Here is a 20331-nt window from a genome sequence, read left to right as displayed (position 1 = left end):
TCATTTTACACTAGATAAGGAAAACAAACCATTAATGGCTTTTTACAAACATTACTCGTTCGATTTGTGGTTAACGCTGATTAAATCTAATCCTACGTTTAAACAGGAACGAACGAAATACTTTTTTAAAAATTTTAATGCTAAGCAAAAAAGCATTGAAGAGATTGCTGTAATATTCCGTCAGGTTGATTTAATGGTAAATGCCATTAACGAAAAAACAGGTAAAAATGTAGATGCTGATGAAATGTATCTCATGGTCATCACAATGATCAATGATTTTTCTTTCAATTATGATGAGGTAGATTTAAATGCGCTTTATCTGGAAATGGAAGATCTTTTGCTTACGCACATGCCTCTGTTATACTGTAACAATTGCATTCCCGTTCTATCTAAAATTAAAGAATCAGAAAGCAAAAGCTCAACCAATATATTGAGCAACACTGGTTTTATAAAAGGTAAAACATTGAGAAAAGTATTAAATCATTTACAGATCGATCAGTTTATAGATTTTCAGCTTTACTCTGATGAAGTGCGGATGTCTAAACCCAATCCAGAATTCTTCCAGTTGATGTTAAATACCATCGATAGGCAGAAACATCCAGAGCTTGCACTTACAGAAGTAATTCATGTTGGGGATAACCCCGTAGCCGATGTAAAGGGCGCACATGCAATTGGTATTAATGGTTTGCTTATCAATTCAAATAATTTATCTATTTTACACCTACTCTCATGATTCCATATAGCTATTCACTCCATAAAATAGATAACACAGTCGATTTTGGTTTCGATGCCAACGATTATAGTCGTTTTAAGTTTGGCGACGATTTGGTTGCACGATCATTCGGCAAAGATTTGGCCGATGGTTTTATTAAATATTATCTTGCCGATAATTTAATCACCGATCAGATTGTGGTTATTTCCAGCCCATATAGTTTTATTCCAACGGCAACTTTTGCCATGAAAAACTATTTCGTAAGTCAGCTGAACCGCTGGCTGGTCGAAAATGGCGGTTTATCAATTCAAGAAGCTAAGGTGCACAGAACCATTACCTATAAGGAAGATTATGGTGAACTGAGCGCAGAAGAGCGGATGATGTTGATCGGCAATGATTCTTTCCACATCGACAAAGATTTTTTAGAAGGCAAAACACTCTTGTTTCTGGATGATATCAAGATTACCGGAAGCCATGAAAGAATGATTCTTAAAATGGCAAAGGAATATGGTTTAAAGAACGAAATCCACATGCTTTATTTTGCCGAATTGGTTAATAAAAATATTCATCCAAATGTTGAGAATTTCCTTAACTATCATCAAATAAAATCTATTTTTGATTTAGAGGAAATCATCGAAAGCGGAAATTTCTGCTTCAACACAAGGATTGTGAAATACATTTTAAATACGAGTGCCAACAGCTTTTCAATCTTTTTGGAACGAAGAGATAACCGTTTTATAAATCAGCTTTACGATCTTTCATTAGGCAACAATTACCATACAATAGAAGCTTATACAACAAACTTACATCTTATTAAGAATTACATAAAAAACAACAATTATAAATTAATTTAAAATATGGCTATTAATTTGCAAAAGGGGCAAAGAGAAAACATCGATGCTCCTAAATTTACAATAGGTTTAGGGTGGGATACCAATAGTTCATCTACAGGCTCTGCTTTTGATTTAGATGCTTCCGTTTTTTTATTAAGCGATCAGAAAAAATTAATTTCTGATGAAAACTTCGTATTCTATAACAATTTGGTTTCTCCAGATGGATCTGTTGAACATACTGGCGATAATTTAACGGGCGACGGCGATGGCGATGATGAACAAATTAAGGTTGATTTAACTAAAGCCGATGCAAAAGTTAACGAAATCTGTATCGTTGTAACCATTCACGATGCAGAAAACCGACGTCAAAATTTCGGTCAGGTAAGAAATTCCTTCGTACGTATTTTTGATGCAGTAACCAACGAAGTTGTATTAAAATATGAGCTTGAAGAAGATTTCTCAATTGAAACTGCTGTAGAGTTTGGAAGAATTTACAAACGCGAGGGCAAATGGAAATTCGAGGCTGTAGGTGTTGGAATGAAAGGTGGTTTACAGGATTATATCAATAAATATCAATAAGTTATGGCAATCAATCTTCAAAAAGGACAACGTATAAGTCTAGAAAAAAGCAACGGAAGTAAATTACAAAATGTTTGTGTAGGTATTAACTGGGGCGCAATTGAGAAAAAAGGATTGTTCGGTTTCGGATCATCAAAAGAAGCGGTTGATTTAGATGCAAGCTGTGCCTTGTTTAACGAAAATAAACAATTAACAGAAGTCGTTTATTTTGGAAATTTAAAATCAAAAAACGGTTCAGTTAAACATAGCGGTGATGATTTAACCGGAGATATGGGTGGCGATGATGGCTTGGATAATGAAATTATTACGTTAGATTTTTCAGGGCTTGATGCAAGCGTAAGTTATGTTGCGTTTGTTTTGAACAGTTTTAGAGGCCACGATTTCGGAACCATTCCATTTGCATCCATCCGCATTTACGAAGGAACCACTAAAAGAGTAAATGAAGTTTTTGCAACCTACGATATTGCGCATGGATCGAACTTTGCTGGTCATGTTTCTATGGTGATGGGTGTTTTTTATAAGAAAAATGGAGAATGGAAATTCAATGCAATTGGCGAGCCTACAAAAGATAAAAAACTAGAAGATACCGTTAAAACAGTAGCTCAAACCTATTTATAGCCTTAAGCTTATAAATTTAAAACTATGGAAACCAACCCTAATGTTACTCAAAATCTTACTCCGGTTAAGCTGGATAAAGATGGAAATGTAAACCTCGAAAATATAACAACCGAAGAAACCGCAAAATATAAAGAGCTTGGTAAATCTTTGGAACCATCTGATGTCAATTCTATTTTAAATTATGGAAGCGATGCGCAGAACTCAATGGAGAAATACAGTAATGAATTTCTTTCATCTGTTAGAACGTACAATAGTGGCGAAGTAGGCGGATTGATAAACGAACTCCTTACCGAACTAAATTATATTGATGTTTCTGAACTTGAGCAAAGTGGTTTTAAATCTTTTATTTCCAAAATTCCATTTTTAAAGAATTTGGTTGTTGATGTTAAAAAGCTATTTCAAAAATACGATGTTGTGGTTAACAATATCGATAAGATAACCAATAAGATTAAAGCAGGAAGGTTAAATTCCATCAAAGACAATAGCTCTCTGCAAACCATGTTTGATAGCAATGTTGGCTATATCCATCAAATGGAAGATCTGATTATTTCTGGTCAGTTAAAATATAATGAGCTGAGTTTAAAACTTGCAGAAATGGAAGGCAGACCAGCTGATTATCAGGATTATGAAATTGCCGATTTAAGAGACTTTATTAGCCGATTGGATAAAAGACTGGCCGATATGAAAATTGTGCGTTTCATTATGTTGCAGTCGCTGGCTCAGATTAGGGTTGTTCAAAACAATAATACCTCAATTGCAGAAAAGGCACAATCTATTGTTTCAACAACCATTCCGGTTTGGAAAAACCAATTGACTATTGCAGTTGCGCTACAAAGGCAGAAAGCCAATGTAGAAATGCAGAAAAAGATTTCGGATACAACAAATACCATTCTACAGAAAAATGCAGAAATGCTAAAACAGAATAGTATTGATGTTGCAAAAGAAAACGAAAAAACTGTAGTTTCGCTTGAGACATTAAAAATGACAACTTCTTCATTAATTGAAACGCTAAACGAAGTGAAACAAATTCATGAAGCGGGTGCGCAAAGTAGGAGAGTACTTGATGGCGAACTGAAAACTTTGGAAGCAGAGTTGAAAAAGAACGTGACGAGGGTGAGTTAAATTAAACCATGGATGAATACCGTTTAAATATTCTAAAACAATCAAACACAGAGATCAACCGCTTACAGTTGCTCTCTGTGTTTTTTGATGAAGAAATTGTTTATAAAATTTATCTTAGAAGCCAGGTTATTCATCAATTATTTGCCGGTAACGAAGACTTAGAAATTGAAAAATTAGAGCTCTTCCATCTTCAGTTTACTGCAAGTGTGATCGATCTTTTAAAAAAAATAAAGAAGAGCAATGAGAAAAATGTTGTTCTACTTTACGATGAAATCAACTTAAACGAGGAATTGATTGAGCGGATGTCTGGAGCAGTTGTAAGTCAGAAAAATTTCAATATTGATAAACAGCGCCAATCTCTAAAAATTAACCAAACATTACGAAAACTCTTCGAAGTACTTTCAGATTTAACATCCGATTTTCCTTTTGCTAAAAATATTAATGTTTTCAGTTCCAAATATGCCAACGATTTTTATTTCGATTTAAAAACAGATCAGTTTTCAAAGTTAATCGATTACCAAACCAAGCAGGTTTACACCAATGTATTTGCGACCATTGAGAAAAAATTAATGGGCAAACTTTGTAAGTACGATTTTAAAACTGAGTTTTTTATTGGCTTAAAATCCGGAGAACTTGTTATTGAAGTTTATAAGTTTTTAGAAACGGATAACTACTTCTTGTTTTTTCCAAGTCGAAATCTTTTTCTCTTCTGCGACATAGAAATCTTGAATGGGCTTGACCAATCTAACAATTTATCAGAAAGAGAGAAAATTGTTCAAGAATTGCAATACAAAAACGACAAACTCAGCAGTAATGCCGCGGTTTTAAAAACAGCGATACCCGATGAAATTATTGCTTTATTAGAAGATAGCTACCATAAAATTTCGGATATAAACTTCTTGAATCACCTTAATAATTTCGATGTTCAGTCGAATATTTTAAAGGCCATGCTAAAGACTGATCTTTTTTAAACCATCTATTGATAGCATCATGCTGAATTCATTTCCGAATCTTTTCTTTATAGACACTGCAATGAATCCAGGGTTACGATCGCCTACCATTATCGGGTTAATACGGCCAACTTGTTTTTAAACAAATCTATAGTTCTTTGCCAAGCCAGCTTGGCTGCCGCTTCATTGTATCTAGTAGGAGAAGTATTGTTGTTAAAGGCATGATTTACACCTTCGTATATATACAGTTTATAATCAATTTTATTGTCTTTCAAAGCCTGTTCGTATGCAGGAATTCCAGCGTTAATGCGTTCATCTAAACCACCATAATGGAGCATTACACTTGCCTTTATTTTAGCAACATCAGCCGGAGCTGGTTGCGCTCCATAATACGCCACTGCCGCATTAAGTTTTGGGTCATTTACAGCCAGTTTATTCGCCATGCCACCGCCCCAACAAAACCCAACGCATGCCACTTTGCCGTTTCCATCTTTTCTTTTGCGCAAATAATCCAGTCCCTTTAAATAATTCTGTAGATTTTTTTCCGGATCAAGTTTTCCAATCAACTCTCTGCCTTTATCTTCATCAGTTGGTGTGCCGCCAAGAGGAGACAAGGCATCAACACCGAGGGCAATAAAACCTTCTGCTGCAATGCGTTTGGTTACATCAATAATGTGTGGATTTAAACCTCTGTTTTCATGAATAACCAATACTGATCCCAAATTCTTTTTTCCTTTGGGTTTGGCCAAAACGGCTTTGATTTCGCCATCAATGCCACCGTAAGTTATGTTTTCGACTTCAATTTCATCACTAACAAACTCTGCCGCTGCAACATAGTTATTCTCAAGCATAGGTAAAATTGTCATAGCCAAGGCTGTACTGCCAGCAATGATGGCAAGCTTTTTCATGAAATCTTTTCTGCTTAACTGGCTGTGGGTGTACTGATCGTAAAGGGTGATTATTTTCTGATCCATAGGGTTGATTTTGAATTATTTACCCAATATAACCAAGCTTTGGGAGATTTGAAAATCGATTGCTTAAAAGTTACAATACATTTCTGCCCACTTTTTTATCAACTCAACTCTATGTTTAACATAACGTGGAGTTAAAAATGTATTTGACCAATCATCATAATTATCGTAAAAGAATTTTAAAAAGAAAATATGAAAGGTGATACCCAAATACGGAATGGCTTCGATCTCCTCCTTAGAAAGACATCGAATCGTTTGGTAAGCATTTAAAAAAACCTCAAAATCTAAAGTCGCCTGTTCGGCAGAAATCAAATTGTTTAATCTATGAAAGAAGTAATGGTTTAGAAAAGACATTAAATCGTTGATTAAGTATCCCTCTCCGGCGAAATCAAAATCAAAAAAAGTAATGTTTCCTGCATCATCAAAGTGGAAGTTTTTAGGAAAAAAATCGTAGTGACAATATCCAAAACTAAAACTGGAGACATCAAACTGCTCAAATTTTTGAACCACTTTATTGGAGACTTCAATTAGGTATCGATATTCTCCTTCCATTTCTACAAAATGAGGTTTCAAAGTTTTAAGAGGTTCAAAAAGCGTGGTTTCGAAATTATATGGCTGTCTTGAGTTTTTAAGTTTAACAGATGAAGTTGTATTATGAATTGAAGCCAGGGCCGTGCCTAAAATTTCTAAATTATGGGTACTTAAATCAATAATAACTTTTCCCTCGGCATAAGAAAACAAAACGCCATTTCTAATTCCTTCTATGGCGTTAAATTGCTGTATCTGATTGCCTTTGGAATCTGTTATAGGATATGAAATTGGGTGATTGTTTTCTTTTAAAATGTTCAATAGTTCTACCTCAGCTTCAATTTCGCTCCGTTTTCTATGAGCATCACGGTAAATTTTAAAGATATATTTTGTGTTTTTTCCTTCCAGAATATAGGTATCGCTTACATTTCGAATCAACAGACGACATTGCGTAGCTTTGTCTAATTGGTAAGTTTCAATTAAATATCCCTTCAATGCAACTGAAGATAAAGTTGAATATTGAGCTGGAAAAATGTTCATTCCTTTAAAAAAAATAAATTATTTTATTGTTGCAAAACAGCCTTAGTTGTATTCTTTAAGCCTGGTATTGTTATTTGAGAACTTCCGGCCATAGCATATCTAATTACATGGTTTTTATCTGTTACTATATATGATGGATATGATTTGATTTGATAGGCATCAGCAATTGCCCTTCCAGAGGAGATCAGCTCAGTATAAAGCAATGGTTTCTCTTCTAATTTTTTCTTTGCTGTTTTTTGATCGTCAGTTGTGATGGCTAAAACAAGCAAATCTTTGGGATTATCCATCTGCTTAATAAACTCGCTTATATCTGCAAAATCTTCAGTACATGGCGGACAGTTTGCATACCAAAATATCAATACAATAACCTTGTTTTCTAATTTTTCCTTTTCATAAAATGCGCTTAACGGAGCAATGTCCAGCGTTTTGTTTTCGGCTACGTAATCATTTTTGATTTTAAGATGTTCTTTAATCATCTCGAAGCGCTTAAATTGTTCCTCTTGTGAAATCTTTTTTAAAAAAGCTTTTGTATCTGGTAATGCAGGATTTCCATTGTATGAAATTGAAAAATTACCCGTATTCATCAATCTGCTGTACTGATAATAATGCAAGCCTTTACCACTTTCATCATATACGATTCTATTGGTATCGAGCGGGTTAGAACGCATTTGGCTTACCGTAGTTATAACACCTTTTTTGGTTGTTTTGGTTGTGTCTTGCGCATAGATGTGCGCCTTTGCAAAAAATAACAGTGAGAGGGCAATTAAGTATTTCATGTATTTGGTTTAAGCATGCAATTTAACAATTTGAGTTATAATTAAGGTAGTTAATGTAATAGCAACTTATTAAGGCTACCTTAAGCGAGATTACTGGCAATTGCTTTAATAAGGTAATCGCAATCTCGTTTGGAGAAAATATTTGATGTGCTAATCAACAGTTTTATTAAAGACGAAGTTGGTATTGCAGATAACTTTTTGAGTGTTTCTTTGGCCTCGCATCTTAAAGAAAATTTAATTAACCTATTTAACGATAAAATTCACCAAAATAATTCTCTTCAATACATTACACCAGAAAATGGGAAGAGCGTATTTTTTAAAAGCAATAAACTTGAACATGAAGTTTTAATAACCAACACGCAAAGAATGAGTATAATCGGCTGGCTGAAAATTAGTTAATTTCTAAAAGACTTTGGTGTAGATTGCATTTGCCGTTTAAAGAAAATATTAAAATTAGCCGGATATTCGAAACCTAAACAATAGGCAATCTGAGAAATATTCCACTCTGTATGTTTTAAAAGGGCAACCGCTTCAGTTGTTATTCTCTTCGAAATCTGCTCTGATGTTGTTTTTCCAGTAACTTCTTTAACCGCATGGTTTAAATGATTTACATGAACGGAAAGCCGTTCTGCAAAATCGTGAGCCGTTTTTAATTCTAAAACGTGTTCGGTAGAACCTATAGGGAATTGTCTTTCTAAAAGTTCAATAAACAGAGATGTAAGTCTAACAGATGCATTATTTTGCTTAAAGGTTATACCCAAAGGCTGAACTTTTAATGCTTCATGTGCAATAAGCTGTACATAATTCCGAAGCAAATCGTATTTATGGATGTAATCGCCATCCATCTCCGTCATCATTTTGCAGAAAATACCTTTAAGTGTTTCTTCCTGCTCTTCATTAACGTGGATTACCGGACTGTCATTTATTTTCCAAAGAAGCGAATCTCTTAAACTTTCGTTTCTGTTATGAATGAAATTTTCGGTAAAAAGACAGAAATATCCAGCCGGTTTTGGCGAAGTACTTTCCCAAGAGTATGGGATGTTTGGATTGGTAAATAATAATGCCCTTCCATTTATTTCAATTTGGGCATCAGAATAATGCAGAATTCCATTGCCCACAATAAGCGAAATTTTATAAAAATCTCGTCTACTAAATGCAGAAGGCATATTTGTGCAAACAACCGCTCGGTTAAAAACATTAAAATGCCCGATATCGTTTATCATGCCCAAGCTCGGCGTAGGAATTTCTGGACGCGTAATTTTTAAACGGTTATAAAAATCCTCTAGCGTTTCTTTCTTATTTATTGTAGAAAGCTCCTGATGCTTGGTAAACATAATCTTAATTGCTTGTTTCTAACAAATTTAAGATTTAATCGGCATTCCTTCGTGCATTTCCTCTGTTGGTTCTGCAACTAATTTGTCACCTTCCTTTAAATCTCCGAACACTTCCACTTGATCATCAGTTTCTCTTCCTTTTTTAATGGATACTTTTACAGCTTTACCATCAACTACTTTCAAAATAAAATAACCTTCGCTGGTATCTAAAAGTGATTTTTTTGGAATTATGAACGTGCTTGCATTTGCCGGTAGGGGAATGTTTACTTCCGCAACCATACCCGGTAAAAGTATTTTGCTCGCATTTGGAACATCCATTTCTACACGTTCAGAACGTAAACGGCTATCTAAAGCGCCAGACATTCTCTTTACTCTGGCTTTAAAGGTTTGACTTGGAAGCGATTTTACCGTGAAACTTACCTCATCTCCGTCTTTTAAATAACCTGTATAAACCTCAGGAATTGAAACTGCTAAACGTAAGTTCTTTTGATCTTGTAGAGTAAATAAAGGTAAATCTGAACCTTTACCCGATGGCCCCACATAAGCACCTAAGTTTACATTTCTTGCAGAAATAATTCCACTGAATGGCGCTCTAATTGTTAAATAATCCTGTACAGAACCTACTTCTTTATATGATGCCTTAGCCGCCTCAAGTTGCGCTAAATCAGAATTTCTTCTGGCCATAGCCTGGTCTAAATCATTTGTAGAAATTGTTCCCGGGGTTTTGCTGGTCTCGTACAAGCGATTGTAATTTGCCTTGCTGGCGGTATAAATCGCTTCCTGAGATTTGAGTTTAGATTGAGCAGCGGCAACTTGCGAAGTCATTTCTGGTGCCTCTAAAGTCATTAATAGTTGGCCTTTGGTAACTTCCGAGCCAATATCAACTTTTAAGGTTTTTACAAAACTGCTCACCTTCGCGTATAAATCTACCTGCTGTAACGCAATCAATTCTCCGGGTAAGCTTAACGCTGTTGATAACTTATCTTTCTTTAAATCGAAAGTTGCAATGGTTACTTCCTTTTCTTTTTTGGCTTCGGTCTTTGTTTCGGAATTGCCACAGCTGTAGATTGCTGTTAACAGAACCAAACCTGCGCAAAATAATGCTTTTGTAAATATCTTTGTTTTCATTTATAATGATAATTTATTCGTTTTCTGCTAAACCTTTAATGTAATGAATGCTTTCTTTGTCTTCTGGATCTAACGACATAGAATTTGTAGTTTCCTTACCTTGAACCCAAGCAAATACCAGAGGCAAAATAATTAATACGGCAAACGTTGATGCCAGCAAACCACCAATAACGGCTCTACCCAATGGCGAAACTGCCCCGCCGCCTTCTCCATGACCAATTGCCATTGGAAGCATACCTGCAATCATCGCAATACTCGTCATTATAATGGGGCGTAAGCGTAAAGCGGCAGCCTCTCTTGCCGATTGCAATGCATTGCCGTTGTGTTTTCTTAACTGCTCTGCATTGGTAATCAGTAATACGGCATTGGCTATAGATACCCCGACCGACATAATGATACCCATGTAAGATTGAAGATTTAATGTTGAACCGGTAATTGTTAACAGCAAAAGCGAACCTAATATTACAGCGGGTACGGTTGCTAAAATAACCAATGGAACTTTAAAAGATTGGAAATTGGCCGCCAGCATTAAAAAGATTACCACAATAGCAACCAATAATCCAGATTGCAAACTATCCAAAGTTTCCGTTAACACCTTGCTTAGTCCGATTGCCGATATATTTAACCCACGGGGTAATTCGCCAACCTCTTTTATCGCTTTAGCAACATCTTTTGATGCTGATCCTAGATCTTTATGGTAGAGATTCGCTGTTACAGAAAGGAAAGGCATTGCTCCAATATTGTCATTTTCACCATAGGTTGTATCTGCTGAAACTTTAGCAACATCACTTAAAACTGGCCTTGCCGCGTTTTTTAATAATGGTATTTCGCCAATATCATCTTTTGTGGTCATTTGGTTAAGCGGAACCTGAACTTGTACATTATAGGGTAGCGCACTTTTTTCATCCAGCCAAATATTTTTATCCGTATAACGGGATGATGAAGTTGAAGCAATAAGTGATCTAGAAATATCTGCCATATCCACTCCAATTTGTGCAGCCCGTGTTCGATCAATATCAATATTTAGGGAAGGATATTTAATTGGCTGTGCAATTTGAACATCTCTCATGTACGGAATTTCCTTCAGTTCTGAGAGAATTTTATTCGCGTACTTTTCGTTCAGTTTTTTGTTTTTTCCAGCAATGCGAACCTCAACAGGGGTAGGGGAGCCTTGACTTAAAACTTTGTCGGTAAGTTCTATGGGTTCAAAGGAAAGTTTAACATCAGGCAAAACGGTTTTAATTTTCGCCCTGAATTTATCTTTGAAATCATCCATATCTTCTTCATAATCTTTCAAACTTACCTGAAAAACGGCTTCATGAGGACCAGCCATAAATTGGTAAATCGGATTTACTGAATATTGCGCCGGATGCTGGCCAATGTAAACCGATGAAATACCAACATGCTCCGAACCAACCATTTTTTTCAGTTCGGCTAAAACTGTATTCGCTTTTTCTTCTGTTCGCTCCAAACGCGTTCCATCAGGTGCCCGCAAGCGCAGTTGAAACTGGCTTGAATTAACTCGTGGCAAAACATCGCGGCCGATATTAAACAATAACAATGTAGCCAAACCAATTATCGCAATTAGATAAACCAGAACAACCGATTTTCGATAAGGCAGAATTCGATCAAGAAAACGCATAAAGCGGTTCCTAAATTTATCGAAGAAACCAATTTTTCCGTTTCCACTAAAATCTTCTCTTTCTACTAATACTTTTTTCTGATTCAGCGTGTCTTTCTCAGATTCGAGTGTAATTCCGGTTGCATGGAAATCGGCTTCATCCTGAGAAACTCCTGGATGATTTTCATTTCCTGTTTTTGGGTGTGCAACCATTAACCAGTTTGCCATAATCGGCACAAAAGTTTGTGACAGTAAAAACGATATCACCATAGAAAAACCAATAGCCAATGCCAGTGGCAAAAATAATGCCCCTGGAATTCCACTCATCGTAAATGCAGGAGCAAACACTGCCAGAATACAAAATAGAATTAAAAGCTTAGGGAAGGCAATTTCTTTACAAGCATCCCAAATGGCGAGCGCCTTTGGTTTACCCATGTCAAAATGCTGGTGAATATTTTCTATGGTAACGGTAGATTCATCAACCAAAATACCAATGGCCAGTGCCAGGCCACTTAAAGTCATGATGTTGATGGTTTGCCCAAATAGCTTTAAAAAAAGCACACCTGCTATAATTGATGTAGGAATGGTTAAAATAACGATCAATGCAGCTCTTTTATCACCTAAAAAAAGTAAAACCATTAAGCCTGTTAAAATAGCGCCTATTGCGCCTTCGCTAACCAAGCTTTTAACTGCATTAATTACATAAACGGATTGATCAAATTCGTAAGAAAGCTTTACATCCTCTGGTAAAGAATTTTGAATAGTAGGCAGATTTTTCTTTAAGTTTTTAACCACATCCCATGTAGAAGCATCTCCAGATTTTGCGATACTTAGATATACAGATCGTTTACCATTAATTAATGCATAGCCGGCAACCAAATCTGCGCCGTCTTTAATTGTTGCTACATCCCGAAGCTGTAAGTTTTGTACGCCGCCCTTAAATAATGGAATGTTCTCAAAATCCTTAACTTTTTTAATGGTGTAATTGGTAGGTGTAATATAATTCTTATCACCAATTCTGATGTTTCCGGATGGAGCCGTTTGATTATTTAACCTGATGGCTTCTACAACCTGATCGACCGTTAAATTGTGAGAACGAAGTAAAGATGGATTTACATTAATTTCTATAGTTCTCGGACTCCCGCCAAAAGGAGCTGGGGATAATAAACCTGGAATTGAAGAGAAACCGGGGCGTACATAGGTATTGGCCAAATCTTGAAGCTCATTATTATTTCTGATGGAGCTGCTCAGTACCAATTGTCCAACAGGAAGAGAGGATGCATCAAACCGAATTACAAACGGAGGCTGAGAACCTGGCGGAAAAATTGCCTGCGCCCTATTGGAGAGGGCACTCAGTTCCGCTGCCGCCTGAGCCATGTTAGTGCCTTCGTAATAGGTTAATTTCATCAGCATTAAACCTTGAGTATTTTTGGTTTCGATGCTTTTGATTCCGTTGGCAAACAATAAAATATTAACGTATTGTTTACCAAAATAAGCCTCCATTTGGTTAGGCGTATAACCACCAAATGGATGTGCAATATAAATTACCGGAAGATTCATTTGAGGTAGGATATCAACCTTGATCTGATTGATGGCACCAATACCGAAGAAAAATAATCCTGCAACTAAAACTAAGATAGAAATGGGTTTTCGGAGTGCGAAACGTATTAAATTCATTTATAAGGCAAGATTAAAATTCGTTAATAAATATGTCGTAATTGCCAAGTGCTGCCGACTTTAAAAGCAATGCCTGCCACACATTGGTGTATGCAATGTCTCTGTCTGTTTCAGCTCTATTTAATGTGAAAAGTGCCTGAGTCAGATCGACAAGAGTTGTTAAACCGTTTTTATATAATATACTTTTCTGCAGATAGGCATCAGATGCTGCCTTTACCTGAATAGGTGCCTCATTGTAATTATCGAGTGCGTTTTTAAGTTTTGCATCTGCTAAAACCAATTGCGATTTCAGTTGCTGATCTACCAAATCATACTCATCTTTTAGTGCCTCGCTAATAAATTGCTGAGCTCTAACCTGTGGGTGATTTCGTAAGATTGTGGTCAGATTCCAGGTCATTCCTATTCCAATCAAATAGTTTCCTCTTGTCGGATTTATTCCATCTGCATAACTCGTTGTATAGGCCATCTGGTTTAGTGCATAACCTGTACCGAAGCCAGAACCGCGTCCTTGCATAACCCCAAATAAAGAAAATGTTGGGTAGTAAAGCCGTTTTAAATAGCTGGTTTGCTGATCGCTTACATCAATTCTATTCTGATAAAACTTTAAAATGGGATGGGTCGATTTTATCAGGGTATCGCTTATAAAATCAGTGGGAATTCTACTAATGGAAGCTGTATCCAAATCGTAGTTAGTTGCGGTTAATCCCATCAATACCCCTAATCTGTTGGCTTGCTCTTGTTCCAGATCTTTTGCTTTTGTTAATGCAATTTTAGCACTAGAAACTTCTGCCTTTGCAAATGATGAATCTACACCCGCAATTAAACCATTCTTCGCTCTAACAACAGCTGTATTTTTAAAGGTAATGGCTCTATTGAGATTTTTTTGCTGAGATTTCGTCAAGCGCTGAGCCGCTAATAAATTTAAATAAGCAGCTGAAACTTTAATCTCTTGCTGAAATTTTTCTTGTTCAAAATCGTTTTGATCTCTCTTGTAAGTTGCATCTGCAATTTTTATGCGCTGTTTAATTCTTCCAAAAGTGAAAAAATCCCAGTTTATGTTTGCCAAATAAAGCGCACCAAAAGCAGCGTTCCAATTTTGTTTGTCTAAAGCTGGTCCAGAAGAGGCAGTACCCAATCCACCTAAACCATACTGTGGCCCGTTTTGGCCATTAATGGTTCCGTAATCTTGCTGGGCACTAAGGTTAAAATTCGGAAGATATTCTCTTTTGGTTTGCTGAATTATAGATTTGGATGCATTTGCATAATTATTCTTAGCCTTTATGGTTCCATAATTAGTCAAAGCCGTACTCACAGCCTGTTTAAGTGTCAGGATTTGGGCATTAGAAGAAAAAGGGAGCGTAAAAAGAAAAAAAATTAAAAGATAAGATCTGGGTGTGCGGGGCATAGTGTATAAATTACACCGCAAATTTATATTATGGTTGCAATATCAAAGTATTCTTTTCAAATCAAAAATTATGAGAATCAAATAATATTGGAATTGTTACGTAAGGGAAGTTTTAATTCGTAAATGAAGTGGTGGAAAGATTGTTTCTTACCTAATGGATATGAAATTGCCTAACTCAAACTTCATCCAATAAATTACAGATGGAGGAGATTATCAGGAAAATCGAGCCTCCAATCCCCCTAGAGAGGGGGAGACAAAGTGCAGATAGCAACGTATACAAAAATATGCGATTTTATAGGCGTGGGATTGTATCCCCGCTGGCGGAGGAATCAAAGGGGAGTGTTTATAGCCTCCAACATAAAATTCAAATTGTAGCAAGCCCCCCTCTGTAATAACAAATATTAGTATTTAATTCTCTTCTGTATATGTTTTATAATTATCCAAAATGGCTTGCCAACCACCCTGTTGCATTTCGATAGGGTTCATGTTTTCAGGGTCGAAGGTTTCGGTAATATGAGTCTGGTCTCCATCGGCTTCGAAAACGATCTTAACCTTTCTGCCATCTTCCAATACATATTCGATTAATTTATTTTCCTCAACTGTAGTATAAGTTCCGCCGAAATCGAAACTCATGCTGCCATCCTTAGCGGCCATAGTTGTAGAAAATTTACCGTCTTTGCGTAAATCATTTTCAGCTTTTGGTGCATGCCATTCTGGAGATGCGAAAGCCCAACCTTTAATATGTTCTGGGTTATTCCAAAATTCCCATACTTTTTCTACTGGTGCATTAACCGTTGCCTTTACTGTGATTGCTGTTCTATTTTCCATTATTCTTTGATTGTTTAAATTGTTGATATAAAGGTAACGGAACTTTTAACATCCCAAAAAGGGTAATCACGACAAATTAAGGGTGGATATTGTCTTCATAAAATATTGCACCAAATAAGGCATTACTATAAAACATAAAAAGCCACTCAATTTTTTTGAGTGGCTTTTACAAAATATGTTATTTAAATTTTATTTCTTGATTATCGAAATGCTTCTTCCGTTTACCAACACGACGTAATATTTATCGTTATCAACAAGTTTCTGAATCGTTACAGAATTTTCATCAGAATCTTTATGGCCTTGACCAAATTTTATAAGAGCTGGTTGCGATTTATAATAGTTTACATTCATGATGGAATATACTTGGTTACATTAAAGAAACGGATTAAAGTTGTAAATGTTTTAAATATGTTAAATTAATTTAAAGTTTTCTTCTTTTTAAATAGAAAGATAGCAACCAACTAATCACCCTAAAACAAATTACACAGCTAATACGCATAAAATTCTAAATTGGTTGCCACAAAAAATCCTGCGGTTTAATTTCTTACTTTTAACACAAGCTTAACTTTATAATTTCATGAAAAAAATAACTTATCTGCCCATGCTTGCCTTCTTGGCTATTATGGGTTCTTGCAACAACAATAAAACTGCTGATGAAAGCGGTGCTGCTTTTTCTTCCTCCAATCCATTCTTTAAAGCAAGCGAACTTCCATTTCAGGCTCCGGCATTCGATAAAATAAAAAATGGCGATTTCAAGCCAGCCTTAGAAGAGGGTATGAAACAGCAAATGGTTGAAATTAATAAAGTTGCAGATCAAACAGAGGCTCCAACATTTGAAATACAATTTTGGGGATCGAGAAAAGTGGACAATTATTGGCTCGGGTAAATATGGTTTTTACTTTGCTTACCGGTGCAAATAACAATCCTGATCTGCAAAAAGTGAAGGAAGAAGAAGCGCCTAAATTAACGGCAAATACGGATGCAATCTATTTAAATACAAAGTTGTTCAAACGCGTAGAAACCGTTTTTCAGCAAAAAGACAAACTTAAGCTGGATGCAGAATCGCTTAGTTTATTGGATTATTATTATCAAAAATTTGAATTGGCGGGAGCTAAATTATCTGAAGCAGATAAAGACAAACTTAAAGAACTGAATAAAGAAGAGTCTTCTTTAAGTGCAAAATTTAAGGCACAGCTGCTAGCTGCGGGCAAAGGATTAAAAAATACCACACAACAGCCTGAATTGCAATTGATGACGGATAGATCGAAACGTGAAAAATTATTCAGCGATTCCTGGAACCGTGCAGAAAAGGGCGATGCAAATGATACTAGAAAAAATATTGCAAGGATAGCGCAGATTCGTGCTGCTCAAGCAAAATTACTAGGTTTTAAAAATTATGCTTCGTGGAAACTTAAAAATCAGATGGCAAAAACGCCAGAAGCTGTAGAAGAATTCTTTAGCAAGGTTATCCCAGCTGCAACAGCAAAAGCGAAAGGCGAAGCTGCCGATATTCAGTATGTAATCGATCAACAAAAAGGCGGGTTTAAGGTTGAGCCCTGGGATTGGGATTTTTATGCAGAAAAAGTTCGTAAAGCGAAATATGATTTGAATGAAAATGAAGTTAAACCGTATTTCGAGTTGAATAAAGTTTTGGAAAACGGTGTTTTTTATGCAGCAAATCAACTTTATGGAATCAGTTTTAAAGAGCGTAAAGATTTGCCAATTTATCAGGAAGATGTTCGTGTTTTTGATGTTTTGGATAAAGGACGGAAGTCAATTGGGTTTATTTTATTGCGATTATTACAAAAGAGATAATAAGGATGGCGGTGCTTGGATGGATAATCTGGTCCCTCAATCTAAACTGTTCGGTAACAAGCCCGTAATTTATAATGTTTGCAATTTTACCAAGCCTGAAGCTGGCAAGCCGGCTCTAATCAGTTTTGATGATGTGACTACGATGTTTCATGAATTTGGGCATGGATTACATGGGCTCTTTGCAAACCAGCAATATTCAAGTCTTTCGGGTACAAATGTGGCTCGCGATTATGTGGAATTTCCATCGCAGTTTAACGAGCATTGGGCATCCGATCCAAAAGTGCTTAAAAATTATGCGGTTCATTATCAAACCGGTGCACCTATGCCACAAGCTTTGTTAGATAAAATTAAAAAGGCAAGTTCGTTTAATCAGGGCCATATTTTTACTGAAGCTTTGGCTGCTGCCGATTTAGATATGCAATGGCACACCATTGCTGCTGAAGCGCCTTTACAGGATGTAGATAAATTCGAAGCAGAGGCTTTAAAGAAAACAAATCTTAATTTATCTTATGTTCCGCCACGTTACAGATCCAGCTATTTCCTGCACATTTGGAGCAATGGCTATGCTGCTGGTTATTACGCATACAGTTGGACGTCGATGCTTGAAAATGATGCCTTTTCTTGGTTTCAGGAAAATGGCGGTTTATCAAGAGCGAACGGACAGCGTTTCCGTGATCTGATTTTATCTAAGGGAAATACGGAAGATTTGGGTAAAATGTTTTTCAATTTTAGAGGTCATGACCCAGATATCAAGCCAATGCTTAGAAAAAGGGGGTTATTATAAATTCTTAATTGTTTTGACAACTCTATTCCTATTTTAGAAAAGAGTTGTCAAAGCTTAAGCAGTTAATGAATGTCTTCATAAACAAAGGTCACCGTATCTTTCGATACCAAACCACTCATATTGCCTCCGTTGTAAACAACTTTATAGCTTGAACCTTTTTTTAAATCGTATGCCTTAAGCAGATCTGCATTACCAACTAAACTGTCTCCAGATTTTATTTTGGTATAGCTATCAGCCGGAGGTGGCATTACTCTTTTGGCCATCGGGCCTTTATAAGCAACTTCTTCGCCCTTTTCATCCGTAATGTCTAAATATTTGCTCATCAAAGGCTCAAAAGGCGTATGCCAAATACAAAAACTTTTAGTGGAATCGGTATTGTTATAAACCACAAATCTCATTACCAATGGCTCGCCCTGAATTACTTTGCCATTTATGGCAATTTTTGTTTCTAAAGAGTCACTTGTTGCTGTTGAGTCTGTTTTAGAATTATTGCTAAGATCGTTTCCCGTAGTTCTCGTCGCTTGGCTGCATGCTGAAAATAATAGAAGTAGGGCGGGTACAATTAATTTAATGTTTTTCATTTGTATTTACAGGTTTAATTGAGATGATTATTTGTGGTACATTTTTATTATAAGCAAAGAAAGGAAGATATTGTTTGATAAAAACGTCATTCTGTGTTAATAAATCGATTTTGTAAAGAATAAGATCAAATGTATACTTATCGTCATAAGTATTCGGAAATGAAAAGATTGCCAGAATTACCAATATTTTTGTGCTTCTTATTTGTTTAATTCCCTATAAATAAAACATGAACGAAGCCGTTTTAAAAAATATTCCATATTCAATTCTCGATCTTGCAACCGTACTGGATGGAGAAACTCCAGCAGATACATTTCCAAAAAGTCTTGAACTCGCTCGCCAATCCGAATCATTGGGTTATACTCGATATTGGTTTGCTGAGCATCATAACATGGCAAGTGTAGCCAGCTCAGCAACGGCGGTTTTAATCGGCTATATCGCAAACGGTACCAAAACCATTCGAGTAGGATCTGGAGGAATCATGCTTCCAAACCATGCACCGTTAATTGTTGCAGAGCAGTTTGGTACATTGGCATCTCTTTATCCAAATAGAATAGATTTAGGTTTAGGTAGGGCCCCAGGCACCGATCAGGTAACTGCAATGGCCATTAGGGGAGAGAATTTTAATGCTGCCCATAATTTCCCGAAAGATGTGGAGCGTCTTCAAAGATTATTTTCAAAAGAAAACAGAGATAGCAATGTTAGGGCAATACCTGGCGAAGGACTAGATATTCCGATTTGGATTTTAGGCTCTAGTACAGATAGTGCCAGACTTGCGGCAGAGAAAGGATTGCCTTATGCTTTTGCCAGTCATTTTGCACCGACTTATTTTGAGCAAGCCATAGGAATTTATAAAGCCAATTTCAAACCATCACAGTATTTGAAAGAGCCCTACATTATTGCCTGTGTTAATGTGGTTGTTGCCGATACAAATGAGGAGGCCGAAAGATTATCCAATTCAGTTAAGCAAATGTTCTTAGGTGTAATTACCGGAAAAAGAAGTTTGTTAAAACCACCAGTAGATGACATGGATGATGTTTGGAGTGTTTACGAGAAAGAAGCTGTAGAACAAATGTTAACTTATTCCTTTATGGGAAACCCAGAAACTTTAAAAGAAAAACTGAATAGTTTTGTTCAATATTATGGGGTAAACGAAGTGATGGCCACTTCCCATATTTTCGATTTCGAAGCAAAACTGTATTCAAATAAGTTATTTTCGACAATTTTTGCCTAATCAATTATTTATTTTTAAAAATAAGAACCATAAAGCTTTATTCCACGTATGTTTAGTATATAGATTAAAGCAATAATTATAAAAACCTTCTAAACTAAAAACAATGTTAAATACAACAGCAGCCATCCTTGGCGGACCAGAATTGATTATCGTAGGTGTAGCAATTCTTTTATTATTCGGTGGCAAGAAAATTCCTGAGTTAATGAAGGGTCTCGGTAAAGGCATTAAAGAGTTTAAAAATGGCCAAGAGGGTACAGATGAACCCGTGATACAAAAAGAAGCAAAACTATAATATTA

The 20331-nt window shown here is 36.1% G+C and carries 22 protein-coding genes; 12 read left to right on the top strand and 10 right to left on the bottom strand.

Features of this window, described 5'->3' with window-relative positions:
• Positions 1 to 34 precede the first annotated feature (34 nt).
• The 6 genes from DF947_RS18140 to DF947_RS18115 are packed head-to-tail and all read left to right on the top strand — an operon-like array spanning position 35 to position 4835.
• Entirely contained in the window at positions 35 to 733 is a 699-nt protein-coding gene (locus DF947_RS18140; RefSeq protein ID WP_109931559.1) for an HAD family hydrolase, read from the top strand.
• Positions 730 to 1566: a phosphoribosyltransferase family protein gene (locus DF947_RS18135; RefSeq protein ID WP_109931557.1), complete on the top strand. Its 837-nt coding sequence runs from the start codon at positions 730 to 732 to the stop codon at positions 1564 to 1566. The genes DF947_RS18140 and DF947_RS18135 overlap by 4 nt, the downstream gene beginning before the upstream one ends.
• Before the next feature lie 3 nt (positions 1567 to 1569).
• Positions 1570 to 2124 carry a TerD family protein gene (locus DF947_RS18130; RefSeq protein WP_109931555.1) on the top strand — a complete coding sequence of 185 codons (555 nt, stop codon included), beginning with the start codon at positions 1570 to 1572 and terminating at the stop codon, positions 2122 to 2124.
• Positions 2125 to 2127: 3 nt separating this feature from the next.
• The gene (locus DF947_RS18125) at positions 2128 to 2742 is read left to right on the top strand and encodes a TerD family protein (protein ID WP_109931553.1); all 615 of its coding nucleotides are present in this window, start codon (positions 2128 to 2130) and stop codon (positions 2740 to 2742) included.
• Between the two features lie 24 nt (positions 2743 to 2766).
• Entirely contained in the window at positions 2767 to 3864 is a 1098-nt protein-coding gene (locus tag DF947_RS18120; RefSeq protein WP_109931551.1) for a toxic anion resistance protein, read from the top strand.
• A gap of 8 nt (positions 3865 to 3872) precedes the next feature.
• A complete protein-coding gene (locus DF947_RS18115; RefSeq protein WP_109931548.1) occupies positions 3873 to 4835 on the top strand; it encodes a hypothetical protein in 963 nt (320 codons plus the stop codon).
• 89 nt (positions 4836 to 4924) lie between these two features.
• On the opposite strand, the gene DF947_RS18110 is transcribed toward DF947_RS18115, so the two are convergent.
• The 3 genes from DF947_RS18110 to DF947_RS18100 all read right to left on the bottom strand — a co-directional run bounded on the left by DF947_RS18110 (position 4925) and on the right by DF947_RS18100 (position 7629).
• The gene (locus DF947_RS18110; protein ID WP_109931546.1) at positions 4925 to 5788 is read right to left on the bottom strand and encodes a dienelactone hydrolase family protein; all 864 of its coding nucleotides are present in this window, start codon (positions 5786 to 5788) and stop codon (positions 4925 to 4927) included.
• Between the two features lie 63 nt (positions 5789 to 5851).
• Positions 5852 to 6853 (bottom strand): phosphotransferase enzyme family protein, encoded by a 1002-nt coding sequence (locus DF947_RS18105; RefSeq protein WP_109931544.1) that lies wholly within the window; start codon positions 6851 to 6853, stop codon positions 5852 to 5854.
• A 23-nt stretch (positions 6854 to 6876) separates the two neighbouring features.
• A complete protein-coding gene (locus tag DF947_RS18100; protein ID WP_109931543.1) occupies positions 6877 to 7629 on the bottom strand; it encodes a peroxiredoxin family protein in 753 nt (250 codons plus the stop codon).
• A gap of 129 nt (positions 7630 to 7758) precedes the next feature.
• On the opposite strand from DF947_RS18100, the gene DF947_RS18095 reads away from it, so the two are divergent.
• Entirely contained in the window at positions 7759 to 8028 is a 270-nt protein-coding gene (locus tag DF947_RS18095) for a 2OG-Fe(II) oxygenase family protein (protein ID WP_109931541.1), read from the top strand.
• On the opposite strand, the gene DF947_RS18090 is transcribed toward DF947_RS18095, so the two are convergent.
• The 6 genes from DF947_RS18090 to DF947_RS22310 all read right to left on the bottom strand — a co-directional run bounded on the left by DF947_RS18090 (position 8025) and on the right by DF947_RS22310 (position 15973).
• Positions 8025 to 8963 (bottom strand): helix-turn-helix domain-containing protein, encoded by a 939-nt coding sequence (locus DF947_RS18090; protein WP_109931539.1) that lies wholly within the window; start codon positions 8961 to 8963, stop codon positions 8025 to 8027. The two genes, DF947_RS18095 and DF947_RS18090, sit on opposite strands and share 4 nt — an antisense overlap.
• A gap of 27 nt (positions 8964 to 8990) precedes the next feature.
• Positions 8991 to 10091 carry an efflux RND transporter periplasmic adaptor subunit gene (locus tag DF947_RS18085; protein ID WP_109931537.1) on the bottom strand — a complete coding sequence of 367 codons (1101 nt, stop codon included), beginning with the start codon at positions 10089 to 10091 and terminating at the stop codon, positions 8991 to 8993.
• Between the two features lie 13 nt (positions 10092 to 10104).
• Positions 10105 to 13389, bottom strand: coding sequence for an efflux RND transporter permease subunit (locus DF947_RS18080; protein ID WP_109931535.1), 3285 nt, complete (start codon positions 13387 to 13389; stop codon positions 10105 to 10107).
• 13 nt (positions 13390 to 13402) lie between these two features.
• Positions 13403 to 14794 (bottom strand): TolC family protein, encoded by a 1392-nt coding sequence (locus DF947_RS18075; RefSeq protein WP_109931533.1) that lies wholly within the window; start codon positions 14792 to 14794, stop codon positions 13403 to 13405.
• A 408-nt stretch (positions 14795 to 15202) separates the two neighbouring features.
• Positions 15203 to 15622 carry an SRPBCC family protein gene (locus DF947_RS18065; protein WP_109931529.1) on the bottom strand — a complete coding sequence of 140 codons (420 nt, stop codon included), beginning with the start codon at positions 15620 to 15622 and terminating at the stop codon, positions 15203 to 15205.
• A gap of 189 nt (positions 15623 to 15811) precedes the next feature.
• Positions 15812 to 15973, bottom strand: coding sequence for a hypothetical protein (locus tag DF947_RS22310; protein WP_158526293.1), 162 nt, complete (start codon positions 15971 to 15973; stop codon positions 15812 to 15814).
• A gap of 226 nt (positions 15974 to 16199) precedes the next feature.
• Between DF947_RS22310 and DF947_RS22530 the strand changes: the two genes are divergently transcribed.
• Genes DF947_RS22530 through DF947_RS22520 form a run of 3 tightly spaced genes read left to right on the top strand, consistent with a single transcriptional unit; the run spans position 16200 to position 18221 of the window.
• On the top strand, positions 16200 to 16508 hold the full coding sequence (locus DF947_RS22530) for a hypothetical protein (protein WP_240615409.1): 309 nt from the start codon (positions 16200 to 16202) through the stop codon (positions 16506 to 16508).
• Positions 16469 to 17437 (top strand): M3 family metallopeptidase, encoded by a 969-nt coding sequence (locus DF947_RS22525; RefSeq protein ID WP_240615408.1) that lies wholly within the window; start codon positions 16469 to 16471, stop codon positions 17435 to 17437. Before DF947_RS22530 ends, DF947_RS22525 begins: the two co-directional genes overlap by 40 nt.
• On the top strand, positions 17373 to 18221 hold the full coding sequence (locus DF947_RS22520; protein ID WP_240615407.1) for a M3 family metallopeptidase: 849 nt from the start codon (positions 17373 to 17375) through the stop codon (positions 18219 to 18221). The genes DF947_RS22525 and DF947_RS22520 overlap by 65 nt, the downstream gene beginning before the upstream one ends.
• Positions 18222 to 18283: 62 nt before the next feature.
• On the opposite strand, the gene DF947_RS18055 is transcribed toward DF947_RS22520, so the two are convergent.
• Positions 18284 to 18802, bottom strand: a complete 519-nt coding sequence (locus DF947_RS18055; protein ID WP_109931527.1) for a protease — start codon at positions 18800 to 18802, stop codon at positions 18284 to 18286.
• Positions 18803 to 19029: 227 nt separating this feature from the next.
• Between DF947_RS18055 and DF947_RS18045 the strand changes: the two genes are divergently transcribed.
• Together DF947_RS18045 and DF947_RS18040 are read left to right on the top strand one after the other, a co-directional pair.
• The gene (locus DF947_RS18045) at positions 19030 to 20034 is read left to right on the top strand and encodes an LLM class flavin-dependent oxidoreductase (protein ID WP_109931523.1); all 1005 of its coding nucleotides are present in this window, start codon (positions 19030 to 19032) and stop codon (positions 20032 to 20034) included.
• Between the two features lie 103 nt (positions 20035 to 20137).
• Complete coding sequence (locus DF947_RS18040; RefSeq protein ID WP_109931521.1) at positions 20138 to 20326, top strand: Sec-independent protein translocase subunit TatA/TatB; 189 nt, start codon at positions 20138 to 20140, stop codon at positions 20324 to 20326.
• The last annotated feature ends 5 nt before the right edge of the window (positions 20327 to 20331 follow it).

The organism is Pedobacter paludis (assembly GCF_003173575.1).
GTDB classification, from domain to species: Bacteria; Bacteroidota; Bacteroidia; order Sphingobacteriales; family Sphingobacteriaceae; genus Pedobacter; species Pedobacter paludis.
Note: the sequence above shows the minus strand (reverse complement) of the source record. Positions and strands in the feature narration are given on the sequence as shown.